Genomic DNA, 19247 nt, shown 5'->3' with positions numbered 1-19247 from the left:
GGGCGTAAGGCGAAGCGAACCCTTGACGTGTTGGTGTAGGAAAAGACAATCCCTTCGGGGATGAAACCTTTTCATATATCGGTTGATGGAGTTTACACAAAATTCTTGACAGACCCAAGAAAAGAAGAATTAAGAAATTCCCTCCCCATTTTAAGGCTGTCGAGAAACTCGGCAGCCTTTCTTCGTCTAGAAAAAGAATCCTCTTATAGGAGATGGATTATCGTGAGTACCTTCATCTTTGCGTAGCTCTCGTGATTTCTGTCAGTAGCCTCTCATTTCATCTATAATTGCCTCATACTCTGTCTGTGCCTGTGCAATTCATCCTACCTTTTCCTGTACCTGCTTTGCCATTTTCCTATTCCTTCTTTAATTTTGCATGCATAAAAGGCCCATTCCTCCTCGTCGTTCAAGTTGGAATAAGCCTTTGAAAGTTTATCAAGTGTTATTTAGTGTTTGGTTGATTGGTTGTATTGTACGATCTTGTTGTTGGGATTGTAAATGGTTACACAAAATTTTTGACAGACTCTTGTTGTTTGTATCATTCTAAATACACATCGTTGAAAAAACAAATTGATCTATAAATTTTGAAGTTTAGATAAGACTTCCTTAATTCGCATAGAAAGATCCAACTTTTCATTTTCCGACAATTGTTCCCCCACATCATTCATATCGAATTGCTCTAATTCATTTTTTATTTTCAAAAACTCCCCTTTAGCATTAATTCTATATCTGATAAGTAGTTCTGCAAGTGTTGTTCTAACAACTATTTTTTCACTTAATGTACTCCTACATTCACGCTCGAATCGTTCCATTATTTCCTCAACAAGCTCAATTGCATCTTTCTTCTCATTGAATAAAATCCCAAAGTAATTTTTAACTTCCTTATCTATTTCAAAGTAGTAATATCTTGTATTCGGACTATAATCTACAGGTATACTTTCAATTCCATCAAGCACCATATCTCTTCGTTCTAATATGTCCTGATAATCATCTGGAGCTATTTCAAGTTGTAACTTATTTAAATCTAGAGAATTTAATGCATCAATTATCTTTTGTTTCGATTTAACAAAAATTTTCGAATGTGTTAAATGAATTCTCCCTTCCGCAATAAACAATACTGCTTTTTCCATTTCACCTCTTTTATCCATACCGAAGTATGCCTCACATGTGCAAGCAAGAGCTTCAGGACCACTCATTCTCTCACTTTTAAAATGAAAATAGTTTTCATAAAAAGCTCCAAATAAAGCCTCATAATTTCGTTTCACTTTATGTCCTCCCAATAAATTTCTTATGGTTCAACTATCTTATCACCATTATGGATTACCTCAATATCAATATTGGGATAATCTTTGTGAAACTTTTCTATAATTCTACTACAACTTCCACATGTATCTAATTCGGTAAATAATTTAATTTTTCCACGAGCTTTTGATGGATCTGGCAATTTATCAAGTCTAGATGCCAAATCATTGAGAATTTTATACTCAGTATCATTGTCTCTTAATCTTACATTACCACTCCTATCTGGTGCTTCAGTAGCCTCGTACTTTGGTTTTGTTGGTTTTAATGAATAATCAGCATAGGTCTTTTCCTTATTATCCCCGTTCAAACTACTATGAGAATAAAATTCATCCTTGTCAATTCCTTCAATTTCTACCTTCGCATACGCAAAATTCAGATCACCTTTAATCCTATTAGAAAGCTTACTTCTTAACACTTTAACTTTATCAATAATAAAACCTTCTGTTTCTAAATCAATTACTCTTGTTGGGAATACTTTTCCATGACTTACATTTGGAACTTCACCCGTCCCCTTAGTATCTGGCTTATTATTTCCTTGAGGATCATTTTTCTTAGTAGTATCAGGCTTACTCTTAGGAGGTATAGAATGATTCGAATTCCCAAAATCGCCATTCACTACCTTTGGTAAATCCTTCTCATCAGGAATGTCGTGAGGTTTTTCAGCATGTTGAGCATGTCCTGTCCTCGCCTCATTATCTGGCTTATTATTTCCTTGAGAATTATTTTTGTTAGCACCATTAGCCTTGCTATTCAGCGATGGAGAATAATTCGAATGTCCAGAATCCCCGTTCACTACCTTTGGTAATACATTTTTATTAGGAATATCGAGAGATTTTTCAGCGTGTCTCGTTTGGCTTTCTGGGGCACGAGAACCAGTATGACCCTTCCCGCCATCCAGTCTATCATTAATCTCTTTATTCGACTGCTCTTTCATTCTCATCTGTAACTTTTCAACCAGTGCTTGAATCTCTGCCTGCTTATCACCTGGTGTCTTAGCGCTTGTCTTCATCTTCCCATCAAAAATCGAAGCTCCGCCATCCATCATATCATCGACCGAGTCAAGCAATAGTCCACCTATTCCTTTTCCTCCGCCACCATCCAAACCCTTTCGACCACCTGGCCCATCGAGCTTATCGGCTATTTTCACCGTCCTCATGACTGCTGTACCTGTACCAGCACTAAGAGCACTTACCGCTACTTCCGCAACCACCATGTCTTTCTTAAATTCATTCTGGCCTTTCGCATAGCTCTCTTCTTCCGATCGAGTCCACAGGCCGCCTTTAAACAAGTTATCTTGATCGTATTGAGCGTCTTTCACGAATGGATCGATATAGTCATCGTATAGCCCTTGTCCAACCGACTTTGCATCGGATTTGATTTGTTCCCACGATTTATTGCCCGTTACCGTATCTCCTACATAATTGACTGCATTCGTAGCGCCGTCTACAGCTCCTCTAGCCAGATCATTTCGTTCGAGGAGAGAAGGCCGCTCTTCTCCAGTCACCCCTTCGTAAATCGCGTCTACCAGATACGTTGTTGGTAACGCGGTCGAGGCAATATCACCGGCATCTACTACCACATTCCACAAGCCTAACAAGGTATCTCCAAAGGCATCTATCTTCCCTTTCGCCTCAGCAATCTGGTTGTTGAAGGCTCTGCGGGCCATGACGGCAGCCACACTGCTTCCTTGCAATTCTTTTTCAAACGCACTTGGCATGTAATCAAACGTATTGCGATTACTCGCATCCAGCTTAATTTCCTCACTGCTGGATTTGTTTTCCTCCAACAGCTCTATCGTATCCGACGCCGTTTTCACGTTCAAGCTCTCAGTCCCGGACAAATACACAGCCGCACCACTCAAGCTCAGCGCACCACTCGCACTGATATTCACATCCGAGGTACTATTCAGACTGACGCCTACATCCTTGTTCATCGAGATGTAGAGCATCCCTTCCTGCGCAGTCATCGTCAGCTCTTTATCCCCGAGCGTAAACTCTTTTCCCTGCGGATTCCCAAACGACTTCACACCAGGATCCTGCATTTGCCGATCTTGCTTCTCGGCAGCCGCTCCTTTTGGCGCATGGCGAACGGAGTTCATGACCATACCGTCGTCTTCATCAGCGCTCGGGAAATACAGCTTTACTTTCGAACCGAGCTCTGGCATAAGGTACAAAATCTGGTTGCCTTCCGCCGCATACGGGAACCACTGGGCCTTGCTTGGCTCTTGCTTTTTGTCCATGTTCAAGTGGAGTTTGACCTGATTGCGACCGATTTGAATCACTTTTCCGTCGATCGCCGCACCGATGATGGCCTTGTTGTACAGCTTCGTTTGCTTGACGGCTTCAGGCACGGCACACACGTAACTCCATCTCAAGAGTCCCTGATCCAGCTTCCCAGTCACTTTCGTAATGACGAATGTTTGCCCTTCTCGCTGTACCTCATCCCCGATTTGCAGCAGGTCTTCGTAGTCGAAGGCGTATGTCGTGTATTGATACTCGCTGACGGACGATGAGCCGTTTGCGGCTTTTTTCATGTAAGGCGCGATGGCCCGGTTGACCTCGTATGGAGATTCTTCTTCCAGCTTGATTTGCTTGCGGCCCTCGGGCATGCCGATCCACAAGCGTACCTTATGCGCACTCAAATCCGGTACGAGGACGGCTCCGACATGGGACGCGATTCGTTTCAAAAAGGTCCAGTCTGTCTCCTCGTACTGCATGATGTATTTACCCTGCTTACGATCGTCGAAGGCTTGATCGATGACATCTCCACCGTGATAGACGGACATGATCTCGTCTACGACATCCCGGTACAACCGATTCACTTCTTGAAACGAACGTATTTTCACGCTCATGTCCAACGCATATGTATGCGACACGGCTTGTATCGTGACGTAGTGAATGTCGCGTACGACCTTGATCTCCACATGATCCAGGCGCCCCATGAAAATCGGCTGTTTCTGCCCGCCTTCCACTTTGTACAGCTCGATGGGATCGTGGGTGCCGGCACGATTGATGATCTCGTCCTCTTTGTCTTCCGGGACAATTCCTGTGATCGTGAGCTTGGCATGCGTGCCTGTCTGATGGACGAACTCCAGCTGGTCTAGCCGGATCGGTCCATATGGCCAAACGAATTTTATATCCTGATAGGTCATGACGCCGCTTGTACGTTGCATGTTCTCTCCCCTCCTTCTCTAGCAAGCAACGGGAAGCGTCAATCCTGACCGTCTGTTTCAATCGTGATGATGCCTGAAAGATTGCAAACCAACTGCGACTTGCTCAGCAAGGCATGCTCGTTGTCGATGAGCACATCGTGTTTACCATCTGTCCATTTCGAGGTCGTCTGTGGTACACACTCCCCTCCTCCTGCCGCTTTACAAAACCCAAAGCATCCGATATTCACGCCGGGGACATGATCGGCGACATTCATGACAGGTTTGTCGAGGCTGTAAACGCCATGGCACAAGGGTAAATTCAATACGCCGGGGTCGGTTCCCTGACTGCACTTGAGGGTCGCTCCCCGCACAACATATGAGTACTCGGGGCTGAACATCCCCATTGCAAGTGCTTGAAGTAACGCTAGCATCTTTAGACCTATCCCCTTTCCAAAAAAATCCTCTGCAAGCAACTTCCATATTCCGTCTTATTTTTACATTCCATCTAATAATCGGGATAAATTAGAAAGTGATTTATGGGTCAAACGTCCTGTTTCCTTATTTTTCTAAATAACCCAAAAAGGCTCCCACCAACGCCGCAAGGGTTGGGGAAGCCTTCTTGAAAGAAAAAGTATTCTCGTTATATGGTTACACTCTCTTCAATCACCAGCTCAACGTTTGTCGCATCGAGACTGGCCTCTACGCCCAGAGGGAGAGCAATGTTGCACGCGCCATGCCCGATCTGAATGTTCCAGATGGTCGGTTTTCCGTACGGGACGACGATATTTTGAAACACATCCCAGACAGAGAAGCCTTCGCGCTTTTTCGGCTCACAATCGGTCCATGTCCCGATGACGACGCCCGCACAATCATCGAACAAGCCACCTTGGGCTAGCTGTGTCAGCATGCGGTCAATCCGGTACGGCTCTTCGTCGATATCCTCCAAAAACAATAGCTTGCCTCTCGTATCGAGCTGGTAGGGTGTTCCCATCAAGGCGGCGACAAGGGCGAGATTCCCGCCGACTACGGGTCCAGATGCCTGACCTTCGACGAGACAGACGATTTCTTCCCCAGGCGGATTAATGATCGCTCCCAATGGCTCGGGGCGAGTCATGGCACGCAGCAAATATTGCTTGGACCAGTCATCCAGTCCATGTGCGATGTCTGAGGTTGCCATCGGTCCGTGAAGAGTAGCCAGATTTGCACGTTGCCCGAAAGCGGCATGCAGCGCCGTAATGTCGCTGTAGCCGATAAACAGCTTCGGGTTTTGGGCGATGCGGTCATAATCGAGCAAGGAAAGAAATTGCGGGGAACCGTAACCGCCGCGCATGCACATGATCCCGTCCACTTCCTCGTCGACGAACATGGCATTCAGCTCAGCCGCCCGGTGCTCAGGAGTTCCCGCCAAATACCCACCGTACGATTCTCGGCACGTATCCGATATTTTCACCTTGTATCCCAAAGCTTGGAGCTCTGCCATTGCTTTGTTCAGCACTTCTTCTGTAGCAGGACTAGAGGTTGCCACCACTCCGATTGTATCTCCCGCTCGCAATGCTTTCCCTTTATTCATCTGTCCAGTCTCCTCCCACGGTTTCTCTCCCCATTATCGTACATCTGTGTCACATGGTGCATTGCCATTTTCGCAGCTTGCGACTTGCAGACGGCTGGCTGATTCCGAGCGCTTCCGCTACCTTTGTCGTCGTCTTATGCTGCTCATAAGCCCGGTGCACGAGCTGGCGCTCCACCTCGTCCATGGCATCCTGCATCGCCATCACACGATCGACCTTGATCCCTTTGTTCACACTAGTCTCTTGGTTATGAATATAACGCGGAATTTGCGCGGGCGTAATGAGCACATCGTGAGAAGTGACGACGAGCCGTTCCACTACATTTTCCAGCTCCCGCACATTGCCAGGCCAATCGTATTCGCTGAGGATTCGGTAGCAGGTATCGGCGAGCTGCCTTTCCAAACAGTACTTTTGCGAAAAGACATTGAGAAAGTAGTGGACGAGCACGGGTATCTCTTCCTGCCGTTCGCGCAGCGGCGGAATTTCCAACGGGACGACGTGAATGCGATAGTACAAATCCTCGCGAAATTTGCCTTCCTTGACCATTTGCCTCAGGTTTTTATTCGTGGCGGTGATCAGCTTTACATCTACTTTTCGCGAAACAGAGCTGCCTACGGGCGTAATCGTTTTTTCTTGCAACACATTCAACAGCTTCACTTGCAAGGAGAGTGACATCTCTCCGATCTCGTCCAGAAACAACGTGCCCCCATTTGCCTTTTCAATCAAACCTGCCTTGCCATCTTTGTCCGCTCCTGTAAAAGCACCCTTTTCGTAGCCAAACAGCTCTGACTCCAGCAATGTCTCGGGAATGGCTCCACAGTTGATGTGCACGAATGGCTTGTCCACCCGCGGACTGCACTCGTGGATGTATTTTGCCAGTACGCCTTTTCCGACACCTGATTCTCCTAACAGGATCATGGACGATTCTACCTGCGACAGTTTTTTGGCCATCATGGCGACCTGCTCCATGGACTGACTGCGGTAGATCAGGCAGGTCTCTCCTTTTTGTCTGTTGTTCTCCTTGGTCATTTCACTCTGCAAAACCGTGCCGACGTACTTGACTTCATTGAGCTCCTGTTGCAGTTGGTCTTGGCCCGTAATATCTATCGACGTATTGACGACTCCACTAAAATTGCCGTCCTGATCCCAAATCGGTGTGCCCTCCACAAACAACTTGCGATTTTTGCGGGTGGTCTGAATCGTGTGCACCTTTTTCTTGTTGCGAATGACCCGCATCGTAATGGTTGGCGCAAAATAACCGAGATGATAAAACTCTTCAATCGGCTTACCCATCATCTCCCTAGGATCGATTCCGAAAAATTCCTCGTATCGTCCCGAACAATACAAGGTTCTGCCTTCTGCGTCTGTGACGTGCACGATATCGAACAGCGAGCCTAACAACGCTTCATAATCGATCATGGCGCTCTCTACCTCCCGTGCCCCCTGTATCTTGTGGAGTAACACGTACATAGCGATTCGTCGGTCTGCCTACCCCACCATAGATGACATCCATTCTGACACTCCCGCTCTTCTCCAGATAGTCCAAATACCGTCTGGCCGTCACTCTCGCAATCCCTACGCGTTCTGCCACGTCATCTGCCGATAGTGGCTGACTCTCTTTCTCGATCTGGCGCATGATTTGCTCCATGGTGACAGCGTGCAGTCCCTTCGGTAGCACTGCCCTGCCTGGATTGGCATCGGCTTGTTCTTTTTCCGGGCTTTTGCGGAATAACAGCTGGTCAACCTCATCCTGGGATGCATTTCCTTCCCAATCAATCCGTCGGCGAAACTCCCGATAGTTTTCCAACGACTGCTTGATCCGTTCAAACTGAAACGGCTTGATAACATAGTCCATCGCACCATTGCGCAGCATCGATTGGATCGTGGTCTTGTCCTTTGCAGCTGTCACGACGATGACATCCACTGCATGCTTGGCGGCGCGCAACTCCATCAACGTTTTCACTCCGTCCTGGATCGGCATGAAAATATCAATGATCACCAAGTCAGGAGCGAGCTCATTCACTAGCTTGAGTCCGTCTGCCCCGTTGGCTGCAATTCCGACCACGACAAAGCCCGGGACGCGCTCAATGAACTGCTTGTTGATTTCCTGTACCATCGGATCGTCTTCCATAATCAGTACGCGAATGTTTTCGTTATCCTTCTCCATGACTCTCCTCTTCCCCCATCGGAAACGTAATGAGGAAGCTGGCCCCTTCTCCTCGTGCCGAATGGCATACCAGCTCGCCTCCCCCTTTATTGACCAACTGCTGCACCAGATGCAGACCAAGTCCACGGTGCGCACGTTCTTTCGTAGAAAATCCCCGTTCCAGCATGCGTCGGCGCGTCTCTTCGTCCATGCCGATTCCGTTGTCCTCCACCAGAATAGAGCAAATCTCTTCGTCTTGCTCGATACTGATCATGATCTCCTTATCCGCGTGTTCGATTCGCTCCAGTGAATCAAAGGCATTCTCGATCAAATTGCCCAAAATGAGTACGAAATTGTGATGATCCATGTACGGAGGAAAGCTTTCCAAATGACTCCTGCGATCAATGACAACGCGGATGCCCAGCTCTCTTCCTCGACTTACTTTGCCTATCAAGAGCCCTGATAAATTCTCATCCATGATCCGCGTTGTTAAAAAGGAGGTAAGCTCCTCTTGCTGCTCGTTGACCTCGAACAAATACGCGAGTGCCTTTTCATGCTGATGGAGCTGGAGCAAGCCTGCGATGGTATGCAAATGGTTCATGTGCTCGTGATTTTGTACCCGCAGTGCACCGACGAATTCTTTTACGCCTGTCAGTTCCTCCGCCATTCTCGCTACTTCTGTTCTGTCTTGGAAAATCGCAATCGCGCCGACGACCTTTTCTTCGACCTTAATCAGAAAACGGTTGGACCAGAGCAGCGTATTGCCGACGTGAATTTCCGTGTTGGTAAAATTCTGGCGAAGCTCCAACACTTCTGGTAATCTGGTGTCGTGCAGGACAGACCTTATGTGCTTGCCCAGCACCTCTCCTTCTATACCAAAAATTTGCTTCGCCCGGTCGTTAAAGATCGTGATTCGCTCCCGATTGTCGATGGCGATGACTCCCTCGTGCATAGCATGGAAGGTCGCGGTCCGCTCTACCAGGATTCGCGCGATTTCGTCTGGCTCCAGGTCGAGCATCTGCTTTTTCATGTGACGGGCCAACTGATAGGAGCCCCACACCCCGAACAATAAGGAGAGGAAAAAGGTCAGCGCGATATTGTTTCGCTCGGTGTACAAGATCCCCCAAACATCAGGCATGACACGTCCGACCAAGACGACACCCACCTGCTGATGCTGGTCATCCATGATCGGCACGTAGGCCCGCAGAGCCGTTCCCATCTCTCCTTTGACTTTCTGAAAATAGGAGTGCTCGGCATAGGCCTCATCAACCGCAGGGTCCATAAACACGGTGCCAATCCGCTCATCTAATGGGTCTGAGTAACGGACACGCTCCCTATTCAGTACGACGATATATGTCACATCATTGACGACGCGCAGGCTGTTTGCTGTCGGTTGGATGACCTTCCACCCGTCTGGTTCCTGAATGCTTTTTTGTACATTGGGAATCGTCGCAACCGTGCGCGCTGTGGTCATCAGCCGTTGTCCCAGTTGGGTTTCCGTAATCCGAATAATCCCTCCGGCCATGATCAAGTTTCCGATGATCAAGGAAAAAAGAACGATTCCGACGGAGAGTAGCATAATCTTCCATTTGATTGTTAAGCGTTCAAACAGGTTCGTTCTTTCCTTTCCATTGGGTTTGCAACTCAAATTCATTTAACGTAAGCAGGTGTATGAAAATGAAATCGTTGGTAACCAGTACATTCATTGTCCTACTCGGACTTGTGAGCGCTGTCATAATAGGCTTCGGACCGGATCTCCTGAAGGAAAACAGAGGATACGACGAAGAACAGGTAGGGCTGTCCAATCAAATTATTATCAAGTTCAGCCACGTAATCGCAGAAAACACGCCAAAGGGGCTAACCATCGAACGCTTTTCTCAGCTAGTGAAGGAAAAGACAAACGGACGTGTAGAGGTACAAGTCTTTCCCAACAGTATCCTTCACACCGAGAAAACCGAGATGACTGCTTTGCAAAACGGTGAAATCCAGATGATCGCACCTGCATTCTCCTATCTTTCTAACACGATTCCCGAGTGGGCTGTCCTTGATCTGCCTTATCTGTTTCGTTCGCAAGAGGATGTCGAAACTGTATTCAATGGGGAAATCGGCCAAATACTATTCGATAAGCTAGAAGATTCTGATATGAAAGGACTGGCCTTTTGGGCAAGCGGCTTTAAGCAAGTGACAGCCAATCGCCCATTGATCATGCCTTCCGATTTTACCGGCCAACGTTTGCGCATCATTCCTGGCAACGTGATCGAAGCTCAGTTTCGCACGCTCCAGGCAATCCCTGTAGGCTCTTCCTTCAATGAATTATACAGCATGCTCGCTGCCGGAAAAGTAGATGGTGAAGAAAATACGATCTCCAATGTATACACCAAACGGCTCTACCAAGTACAGAAGCACATGACGATCAGCAATCACAGCTATCTGGGCTACACCGTCGTGATTAATAAAACGTTTTGGAACAATCTCCCCCCTGATATTCAGCAGGCCATTTCGGAGGCCATGCAGGAAGCGACTGCCTACAATAATCAATTGGCTGTTTCGATGAATGACAAACAGCTACGCTTGCTACAAGAAAATGGGGCGATGCACATCCACATGCAGACACCAGAAGAACGTGCGGCCTGGATCGAAGCATTGCAGCCAGTCTACGATCAATTCGCTCCGAGTATCGGAGAACCATTGATGGTAAAAATCAGAGAGCTCCACCAACGCCGGTGAAGCTCTCAAGCAATCTCCTCGCTCTTTTCTTTGCGCTTGGGCAAAATGAGCGTAAAAACAGATCCCTCTGACGTGCTATTTGCGAGAATGAGATCTCCCCCAAGAGCCTTCGCCATCATGCGAGAATAGGACAGCCCCAAACCAAGTCCACGTACTTTGTCTTTTTTATTGCTTCCCCGAAAGAACCGCTCGAACACAAGTGGCTGTTCCTTTGCGGGTATTCCTAGCCCATCGTCTTTGACGTCAATTCGTAAATCCGTGTTCGTTTCGTAGAGAGTGAGCTCTATGTTCCCATTCTCACCGACAGCCTGTTTCGCGTTGTTCAAAAGGTTAATCAAGATTTGCTGGACACGGCCCGGATCGACATAGATCATCGTCTGTTTTTCCAGAACCCCAACGGTAAATGTGACGGGACCGAGATCATGGACAATCCGCCATTGTGAGGCGATCTCCCGGATCAGCTTGTTCACGTTTTGCTCTTCCTGACAAACGGTGATCGCTCCTACAGCAAATGAATTAAAGTCTAGCAAATCCTCTACCATTTTTTGCAGACGCTTTGTTTCCTTCAAGCAGATTTCCAAAAACTCCTTCTGCTCCTCACCGGAAACCACCTCGTCGTTTATCGCCTGGATTAATCCGCTAATAGACGTAACGGGGGTTTTCAGCTCGTGTGTCACCCCAGCCAAGAGCTCTGTTCGCATGCTTTCCAACTGCCGTAGACGGTCGGCCATCTCCGCAAATGTATGCACCAGCTCGTGAATTTCCTTTTCCTTGATCGTTTTATTGATCAAGACGTCGTAGTTGCCTTCCACGATCTGTCGTGCGGACATCACAACATTTTGAATCGGTTCCGACAGCTTCCGCGCATGAAAATAAATAACCGCCCAGCCAAGCACACCCAAACTCCCCAGCATGATGACCAAATATTGGATTTCTTCTTTACCTACCTTGATATCCGTTTCTGGGAAAAGCAAGATCACCTTGCCAATGATTTGACCATTGTACTCCAAATACTTCCTGATTACATACAGGGTCTCACCTGAGGGATGCCTCACTTTATCCCGCGTGTCCGCCTGCTCTAACAACCCAGGTGCTGCCTGCTGCAAGGAGGGTGGAAGCTTGGTTGGTCGACTGTAAACGACCTCTCCTTTTACATCTTCTATGAACAAAATCAGATTGCGATCAACACCCATAAACTTGCGCCGATTATCCAATACCTGATGAAGCTTTTCCCCCACCAAAATATTTCCCACATCATCGACGACTCGATCAGCCACTTCCTCTGCAAAAAGTCGCGTGACCTCGATCTGCTTTTCAATGGCTGCGTACTTGATCCAATAGGCAGAAACAGCTCCAATGATGAGCAGTCCGATCACGAGGGTGAGCAGATAGCGCGTGGTCCAATAGCGCAGCAGCGATACGGGCTCATTGTTTTTTATAAACACAGAATTGATACCCAACCCCTCTTTGCGTCTTGATCTCGCCTTCCTGATCTGGCCAATTCTCTAGTGTCTTTCTGACCCGCTTGATCGCCAGGTCTACAGCACGGTCACTTCCTCCGTAGTCCATTCCCCATACTTGTTCAATCAATTGCTCTCGGGTAAAGGTCTGATTCGGATTTTGTGCCAGAAAAAGCAGCAAGGACAGATCGCGCGGGTGAAACGTCAGTTCGAGACCGTGCAGCGTCACGTGATGGGACTGAAAGTTTATTTTCAAGCTTCCGAATAGTCGAGTTTCCTGATCTTTCACCAAAATAACGGAGCGGCGCAGCACCGCATTGACTCGTGCCACTACTTCATCCGCGACGAAAGGCTTCGTTATGTAGTCATCTGCCCCTTGATTGAGTCCTTTGAGCTTTTGGTCTGTCTGACCGAGCGCTGTCATGATAATGACCGGACAGGAGCTCTTTTCGCGAATGTACTGGAGGATCTCCCAGCCATTGCGTTCAGGGAGCATGACATCCAACAGAACAAGATCCGGCTTTTTCTCGTCAAAAAGCTCCATCGCCTCGATTCCGTCGTTCGCTTGCCAGACCTCATACCCTGCCTTTTGCAAGTAAGCCTTCAGCACGCGAGATATCACCAGTTCATCTTCTACCAACAAAATGCTTTTCATAACTTCCCTACCTGATTTACAGACATATGATCATTCCTATTCGAGAATTGTCGCATGGTCTCTCTAATAGTCTACGTACTTCTATTCTATCAGTTTACAACCTCGTATTAAAATTTGGCTTTGATGTTTTTGGAAAATAGGAAAAAAGCCTTGCATCCTTTGGAAAGGAGCAAGGCTTTTTTTGTGAGAAACGTCCCCACTTCGAGGGAATTTATTTGATCTCGTCACCGTCGAAAGTGATATCGCCACTTTTTGCTTCACCTTCGAAGTCATAGAGCTCTTCGTCATTATCGCTGCTGTCGACGATTTCACCTTTAATATCTGCATCTTCGAAATCATTGTCGTCCCAAATATCTTTGATGATATTTTCCACGAGATTCTCTAAATCACTTTGGGACAAATCCTCGAATTCATCTTTGTAGTCATCCAGGTCAATCGCGATTTCTACATCAATATCATCCTCGTCGCCGCTGAGAGAGATATCCCATTCAAGGTTTTCGTAGTCATCATATTCAGAGTTCAGATCTTTTTCCAGATCATCTAGGGCATCCTGAATATCATCATTGTTGTTGTTATTGTTCTTCTTCTTGTCGTTTTTCAAATCAGAGATTTCTTTGTTCAGGCTATCGATGGTGTTTTGCAAGCTTCTGATTTGAGCATCACGTGCAGCCAACTCGTTTGCGTGCTGGGAGTTCTGCTTGTCTTTTACTGTAATGGTGTACTTCGTGCCATCCCATGCTACATCCTTGCTGAACACGTCAGCCATCATGCGAAGTGGAATGTACGTCGTTCCGTTTACGATGAATGGTTCGATTGTAGTTGGAACAGCTGCACCGTTATAGATAACTTTAATGTTGTTGTACTTAGCTTGCAGATTCTTCGTTCCAGTCGCTGCTTGAGAGCTCGTCGGAATAAGTGTGGTAGTCAGAATCAACGCTGAGGCAATCGCCAGGTATTGCTTCTTGAACATAGAAAATCCTCCATTCTCCCGGTTGTCTATTTCTTTCGTGTCACTATGTACATTTCCTACTTTACCTATTGTTCGTGTCGAGAGTATGTCAACAATTGATTTTTTCCTTTCCAATTTGAGGGGATTTCTATGACCAAAAGGACCAAAACAACCAATATGACCGTATTGTTTTCAATTTTCCAACCAATTTATACAATGCGAAAAAGAGGAATAAAGCGTTTTCAAAATCTGGAGGAGGAGCGAATTTCATGCGGATCAACTTTAAAAATCTGACCGTACAGGTCGTTATTGCCATCATTCTCGGTATCCTTGTTGGTCATTTTGCACCCAAATTTGGCGCAGAGCTGAAGGTGTTGGCCGATATTTTTGTCAAACTGATCAAAATGGTCATCCCACCGATTGTCTTCTTCACTGTCGTAAATGGAATCGCCAGTATGGGGGACATGAAAAAGGTCGGAAAGATCGGCGGCAAAGCGCTGCTCTATTTTGAAATCGTTACCACAATCGCATTGGGGATCGGACTGTTGGTCGTCAACCTGATCAAGCCTGGGGTAGGCTTTGACAAAACGGGACTGACCAGCGGGGACGTCTCCAAGTACACGGAGGCTGCCGCTTCGAGTAACAACGGTTTTATTGATTTTATTACGGGGATCATCCCAGAAAATGTCGTCGGTGCGATGGCAAAAGGCGAGCTGTTACCCATTCTGTTCTTCGCTGTCCTGTTTGGCCTCTCTCTCGCTGGCATGGGGCAAGCATCCCAGCCTGTCATCAAGCTGTTTGACAAGCTGACACACGGATTTTTTGGTGTCGTCAACATGATCATGAAGGTTTCTCCAGTGGCTGCATTTGGTGCAATGGCGTACACGATTGGCAAATTCGGAATTGGTTCGCTGACCAGACTGGGCCTCTTGATGACGGCTGTTTATATCACGATGTTTTTGTTCATTATTCTCATCCTGGGTGGGATCGCACGCTACTACAAATTCAACATCTTCTCCTTTATCAAATACATTCGGGAGGAAATCCTGCTCGTGCTCGGCACATCCTCCTCCGAGTCTGCTCTTCCGCGGATGATGGATCGGCTGGAGAAGTACGGCTGCTCCAAATCCGTTGTCGGCCTGGTCGTACCGACGGGCTACTCGTTTAACCTGGATGGTACCTCGATCTATTTATCTATGGCTGCCATTTTTATCGCCCAGGCATATGGCATCGAGCTCAGCATCTGGGAACAACTCACCCTTTTAGGAATCCTAATGATTACGTCAAAAGGGGCTGCCGGTGTCACAGGTTCCGGTTTCATCACACTCGCCGCTACTTTGGCAGCCTTTCCTGTCATTCCGGTCGAAGGCATTGCACTCTTGCTCGGCGTTGATCGATTCATGTCAGAAGCTCGTGCTATCACGAACCTGATCGGAAATGGCGTCGCTGCCGTCGTCATAGCCAAGCATGAAAACGAGTTCCATCCGGGACGCGTCCAGCAAGCAGATGAAACAGCCATCGAGTCGGACAACGATTCAGAAGCAAAACCGATCACGGCCTAGTCCATATAAAAAAGAGGTTCTCCTACTTCAGAGAGAACCTCTTTTTGCTTTAGTCATTTGGCCATGTCTTGCGAAGCTCAACCTCGAATTGACGCAGGTGATTAATTCGCTTCTGTGCTGCCTGATACTCCTCCTGCCAACCCTCTTTCTCTCGCTCTTTGATTAGCTCCGCCTTTTTCTCCAGCTCCCTTACCTCATTGCGCAATGCGATCACGATGTCCAATAGCTCATCCATATCCATGGACCGCATGTCTTGAATAAACACCCATTCGGCTTCTGTTAATCGATACTGTTTGTTCGCCATGTTTCATCATCCTTAAAATAACCTCTAGCGAAGCCCACTCCTAGAGGAGCGACCGCGTTTTAGAGGAAAGTTAATATGCCTATCCATTTATAAGTGTGTCATTTTCAAATGAAAATGTTTCATTTTGAAGAAAAATGACGTCATTTCGTGTATAATAGTGGATGTAGGTATTATATGTCGACAATAATCCGCACAACAGGGGGGATTATTACTAAAATATCACCGGATTGGATATAATTCCAAATAATTATTGACGACTCGCTGCTCATTTCTGGGAATCAAGAGCAGTTATCTATGCCAATACCGTGTTTTTTCGCGAAGGAGGATCTTACATGTTCTCTATTAGAGAATCCGATTTACCAGGAATCGGCAGGAAGTACCAGGTCGAAACCAGGAGTGGTGACAAGCTGGTTATCGTCATTCACGATGACGGCCGCCGGGAAATGTATCACTTTGACCGTGATGATATGGACGAAACAATCTCCATGGTTACCCTTGACGATGATGAGGCGAGACAAATCGCTGCCATCGTAGGTGGCTTGACGTACAAACCATCTGCGCTGGAAACAGTCGAGGTTGCGTTAGACAAACTCATGATTGAGTGGTACAAGATTGAATCCAACGCTCCCGCCATTGGCAAGACGATTGGGGAACTCAACATTCGTCAAGAAACAGGCGCTACCATCATCGCTGTGATCGAAAAAGACCATAAACAAACGATTAATCCCGGCCCCGAGTATGTCCTTTGTACAGGATCTACGTTGGTCGTTGCAGGTGAACGGAAGCAGGTGAAGGCTCTCAAGACTATTCTCAGCAACGGAGGTGAGTGATATTGGAGCACGTCGTTTTTGAAGTCGGTCTTGCCCTCGCACTCATAGCAATCGCGGGGTTCCTCTCTATGAAGTTAAAATTCTCCATCGTACCCTTCTACATTCTCGTCGGGATGATCGTGGGTCCACACGCTCCCGACCTCGGATTGTTTGATCTTCGCTTTATTGAAAGCGCCCCGCTCATCGAATTTATGGGCAGACTTGGCGTACTCTTCCTGTTGTTTTACCTCGGACTAGAATTTTCAGTAGGTCGCCTGATCAAGGCTGGTCGTTCCATTGCCATTGGCGGCACGATCTACATCGTGATTAACTTTACCCTCGGCCTCGTATTTGGTTGGGCCGCTGGCTTCCCTCTCAAAGAGGTATTGATTATCGCCGGTATTACCACTATTTCCTCCAGCGCCATCGTGGCAAAAGTACTGGTGGATCTCAAACGTACAGCAAATCGCGAAACAGAGATGATCTTGGGGATCATCATGTTCGAAGACATATTCTTAGCCGTCTATATATCGATTGTGTCCGGATTAGTATTAAGCGGTGCAACCTCTCTTACCGGCGTACTCTCATCCGCATTGATTGCACTCGGCTACATGCTTCTCCTCATTATCGTAGGCCGCAAGCTCGTACCTTTCCTGAATCGGGCATTGAACATCAAATCAAACGAAGTGTTTATGATTACGGTGTTTGCCGCTCTGTTTCTGATTGCGGGTTTTTCCGAAACGATCCATGTGGCCGAAGCCATCGGAGCCTTGCTCGTAGGTCTCGTCCTGGCAGAAACACAACACATGAAGCGCATCGAGCACCTTATCCTGCCGTTTCGTGACTTCTTCGGAGCCATGTTCTTCTTCAGCTTCGGTTTGACAATTGATCCATTGTCATTAGGTGGAGCCGTATGGTTGTCCATTGGTGCAGTTGCCATCACGCTTTTCGGAAACGTCGTCGCCGGACTTTTGGCTGGACGAAGTGCCGGATTGTCTCCAAAGGCTTCTACCAATATTGGACTGACCATCGTATCTCGCGGTGAGTTCTCCATCATCATGGCTAATCTCGGAAAAGCGGGCGCACTCATGGAAATTTTGCAACCATTTGCGGCTCTTTACGTTTTGATTCTCGCCATTTTAGGTCCCTTGTTGACCAAGGAATCCAAGCATATTTACAAGCTGCTCAATGCTGTGTTTCGTCTGGATCGAAAGGCACCAATTAAAGAACCAGAAAACAAAGCAGACACTGGATAATAAGAGGGACGTGACTACCGACAGCAGATATGCCTGCTGTCGGTTTTTCTATTGGATCGCAGACAACATGTTCTCCATGGTTTCTTCATTCATTGGGCCGATGTATTTATTCTGGATGACACCGCTCGAATCAATGATGTAGCTGGTTGGAATGGAAATGGCTTTGTACACATTCGCCACTTCTTTTTCAGGATCGAGCAAGATCGGGAAGGTAATGCCATACAACTTCACAAAATCCGCCACCGCTTCTGGACTCGCTTCCGTATCGGTCAAATTGACCCCGAGTATAACTACGCCTTCTTCCTTGTTCTCTTCGTAGTAACGCTGCATGTCCGGCATTTCTGCACGGCAAGGAGGACACCACGTCGCCCACAGATTGAGAATGACTTTTTTCCCCCGCAAATCGGACAGCTTGACCGTACCGCCACCTATCTGCTGCAGTTCAAAATCCGGAGCGGTATTTCCTTTCTCAATTCCAATCTGTCCGTTGCCTTCCTCGCTGGAGGAAGCGATTGGTTCCTGCCTGTTCAAGAATTCCGCGTCAAAGATGCCCCATCCCAACAGCCCCAAGAGTACAACGATCGCCCAACCATTATGACGTTTCTTCATCGGTCGTTCCCCCTATCGGCTTCACTCGTCTGGATAAAAAGAGCAGCAAAAGAGCGAATGCATAGTACATGAGTTGATCGCGGGTAAGTCCTGCAAACACAGCCTCTCGATTCGTAACAAAAAAGTGCACATAGACTTGGCTAATGGCAAACCACATCACGGGTGCAAGCCAAGCTGCCAGATGAATGAGTCCTTCCTTTTCCCGATGTAACCACCAAAGAAAGAAGGCACATATAGCGACCTGCTGTACGTGATACCACATGCTGTTCTGTTCTAAAATGACCGTGAGCAGATGGTAAACGCCTGTTGCAGCGAGAAAGCCTGTTGCCATTCCCAAGGCGACGAAATGAACAGGAATCGCTTTTTTGCGTACCGTCTTGGTGAGATACACGCCAACTGCCACGACTGCCAACATAGCTCCGTTTTCTCCCCCGGAAAAATAGAGAATGGATGAGGGATTTTCCACCACTTTCGAAAAATGAAACAGAACGTAGCTGAACTTCCAAACAAGAAATGCCAGCACCAGTGCATTACTCAACAGCTCAATAACGGCTGATTTTATTTCCCTGTTATGTTTTAGCTGAGCGGAAATAGCGACAAAGCCAAGCGAAAGAGAAACAATGACCGCCAGCATACTCATTTTCAACAATAAGGGGCCGATTTGAAAAGCATCCGACATTTTCGTTTCCTCCTTTAGGAAAATGTCTTACTCTATTGAAGACAAGTATTCAAACAACTATCACGATATC

General features: G+C 47.1%; 17 protein-coding genes. 4 read left to right on the top strand and 13 right to left on the bottom strand.

What is annotated here, in order from left to right:
* Window positions 1–575: 575 nt before the first annotated feature.
* The 7 genes from C7R93_RS29095 to C7R93_RS29065 form a co-directional block, all read right to left on the bottom strand.
* Window positions 576–1265, bottom strand: coding sequence for an Imm3 family immunity protein (locus C7R93_RS29095; RefSeq protein WP_146142447.1), 690 nt, complete (start codon window positions 1263–1265; stop codon window positions 576–578).
* A 23-nt stretch (window positions 1266–1288) separates the two neighbouring features.
* Window positions 1289–4474 (bottom strand): deaminase domain-containing protein, encoded by a 3186-nt coding sequence (locus C7R93_RS29090; protein WP_106842059.1) that lies wholly within the window; start codon window positions 4472–4474, stop codon window positions 1289–1291.
* Window positions 4475–4512: 38 nt separating this feature from the next.
* The gene (locus C7R93_RS29085; RefSeq protein ID WP_106842058.1) at window positions 4513–4884 is read right to left on the bottom strand and encodes a DUF4280 domain-containing protein; all 372 of its coding nucleotides are present in this window, start codon (window positions 4882–4884) and stop codon (window positions 4513–4515) included.
* Between the two features lie 209 nt (window positions 4885–5093).
* A complete protein-coding gene (locus tag C7R93_RS29080) occupies window positions 5094–6023 on the bottom strand; it encodes a S66 peptidase family protein (RefSeq protein WP_106842057.1) in 930 nt (309 codons plus the stop codon).
* 49 nt (window positions 6024–6072) lie between these two features.
* Window positions 6073–7440, bottom strand: a complete 1368-nt coding sequence (locus tag C7R93_RS29075) for a sigma-54 interaction domain-containing protein (RefSeq protein ID WP_106842056.1) — start codon at window positions 7438–7440, stop codon at window positions 6073–6075.
* A complete protein-coding gene (locus tag C7R93_RS29070; protein WP_106842055.1) occupies window positions 7427–8188 on the bottom strand; it encodes a response regulator in 762 nt (253 codons plus the stop codon). The genes C7R93_RS29075 and C7R93_RS29070 overlap by 14 nt, the downstream gene beginning before the upstream one ends.
* On the bottom strand, window positions 8175–9746 hold the full coding sequence (locus C7R93_RS29065) for an ATP-binding protein (protein WP_106842054.1): 1572 nt from the start codon (window positions 9744–9746) through the stop codon (window positions 8175–8177). Before C7R93_RS29065 ends, C7R93_RS29070 begins: the two co-directional genes overlap by 14 nt.
* A 98-nt stretch (window positions 9747–9844) precedes the next feature.
* On the opposite strand from C7R93_RS29065, the gene C7R93_RS29060 reads away from it, so the two are divergent.
* Entirely contained in the window at window positions 9845–10894 is a 1050-nt protein-coding gene (locus C7R93_RS29060) for a DctP family TRAP transporter solute-binding subunit (RefSeq protein WP_106842053.1), read from the top strand.
* A gap of 5 nt (window positions 10895–10899) precedes the next feature.
* Here C7R93_RS29060 and C7R93_RS29055 read toward each other — a convergent pair whose 3' ends face one another.
* The 3 genes from C7R93_RS29055 to C7R93_RS29045 all read right to left on the bottom strand — a co-directional run bounded on the left by C7R93_RS29055 (window position 10900) and on the right by C7R93_RS29045 (window position 13979).
* Window positions 10900–12354, bottom strand: coding sequence for a HAMP domain-containing sensor histidine kinase (locus C7R93_RS29055; protein ID WP_106842052.1), 1455 nt, complete (start codon window positions 12352–12354; stop codon window positions 10900–10902).
* Window positions 12320–13009 carry a response regulator transcription factor gene (locus C7R93_RS29050; protein WP_106842051.1) on the bottom strand — a complete coding sequence of 230 codons (690 nt, stop codon included), beginning with the start codon at window positions 13007–13009 and terminating at the stop codon, window positions 12320–12322. The genes C7R93_RS29055 and C7R93_RS29050 overlap by 35 nt, the downstream gene beginning before the upstream one ends.
* A 211-nt stretch (window positions 13010–13220) precedes the next feature.
* Complete coding sequence (locus tag C7R93_RS29045) at window positions 13221–13979, bottom strand: stalk domain-containing protein (RefSeq protein ID WP_106842050.1); 759 nt, start codon at window positions 13977–13979, stop codon at window positions 13221–13223.
* A gap of 248 nt (window positions 13980–14227) precedes the next feature.
* Here C7R93_RS29045 and C7R93_RS29040 point away from each other — a divergent pair, with 248 nt between their 5' ends.
* A complete protein-coding gene (locus C7R93_RS29040; protein WP_106842049.1) occupies window positions 14228–15520 on the top strand; it encodes a dicarboxylate/amino acid:cation symporter in 1293 nt (430 codons plus the stop codon).
* A gap of 49 nt (window positions 15521–15569) precedes the next feature.
* Here the strand turns inward: C7R93_RS29040 and C7R93_RS29035 are convergent, their stop codons facing one another.
* A complete protein-coding gene (locus tag C7R93_RS29035) occupies window positions 15570–15824 on the bottom strand; it encodes a hypothetical protein (protein ID WP_106842048.1) in 255 nt (84 codons plus the stop codon).
* A 332-nt stretch (window positions 15825–16156) separates the two neighbouring features.
* Between C7R93_RS29035 and C7R93_RS29030 the strand changes: the two genes are divergently transcribed.
* Together C7R93_RS29030 and C7R93_RS29025 are read left to right on the top strand one after the other, a co-directional pair.
* Window positions 16157–16654 (top strand): cation:proton antiporter regulatory subunit, encoded by a 498-nt coding sequence (locus tag C7R93_RS29030; protein WP_069846275.1) that lies wholly within the window; start codon window positions 16157–16159, stop codon window positions 16652–16654.
* Window positions 16655–16656: 2 nt separating this feature from the next.
* Window positions 16657–17889 carry a cation:proton antiporter gene (locus C7R93_RS29025; protein ID WP_106842047.1) on the top strand — a complete coding sequence of 411 codons (1233 nt, stop codon included), beginning with the start codon at window positions 16657–16659 and terminating at the stop codon, window positions 17887–17889.
* Between the two features lie 48 nt (window positions 17890–17937).
* Here the strand turns inward: C7R93_RS29025 and C7R93_RS29020 are convergent, their stop codons facing one another.
* Window positions 17938–18498 carry a peroxiredoxin family protein gene (locus tag C7R93_RS29020; protein ID WP_106842046.1) on the bottom strand — a complete coding sequence of 187 codons (561 nt, stop codon included), beginning with the start codon at window positions 18496–18498 and terminating at the stop codon, window positions 17938–17940.
* Window positions 18482–19177 carry a prolipoprotein diacylglyceryl transferase gene (locus tag C7R93_RS29015; RefSeq protein ID WP_106842045.1) on the bottom strand — a complete coding sequence of 232 codons (696 nt, stop codon included), beginning with the start codon at window positions 19175–19177 and terminating at the stop codon, window positions 18482–18484. Before C7R93_RS29015 ends, C7R93_RS29020 begins: the two co-directional genes overlap by 17 nt.
* Between the last annotated feature and the right edge of the window lie 70 nt (window positions 19178–19247).

Origin of the sequence: Brevibacillus fortis, assembly GCF_003013395.1 — a bacterium.
GTDB lineage: Bacteria > Bacillota > Bacilli > Brevibacillales > Brevibacillaceae > Brevibacillus > Brevibacillus fortis.
Note: the sequence above shows the minus strand (reverse complement) of the source record. Positions and strands in the feature narration are given on the sequence as shown.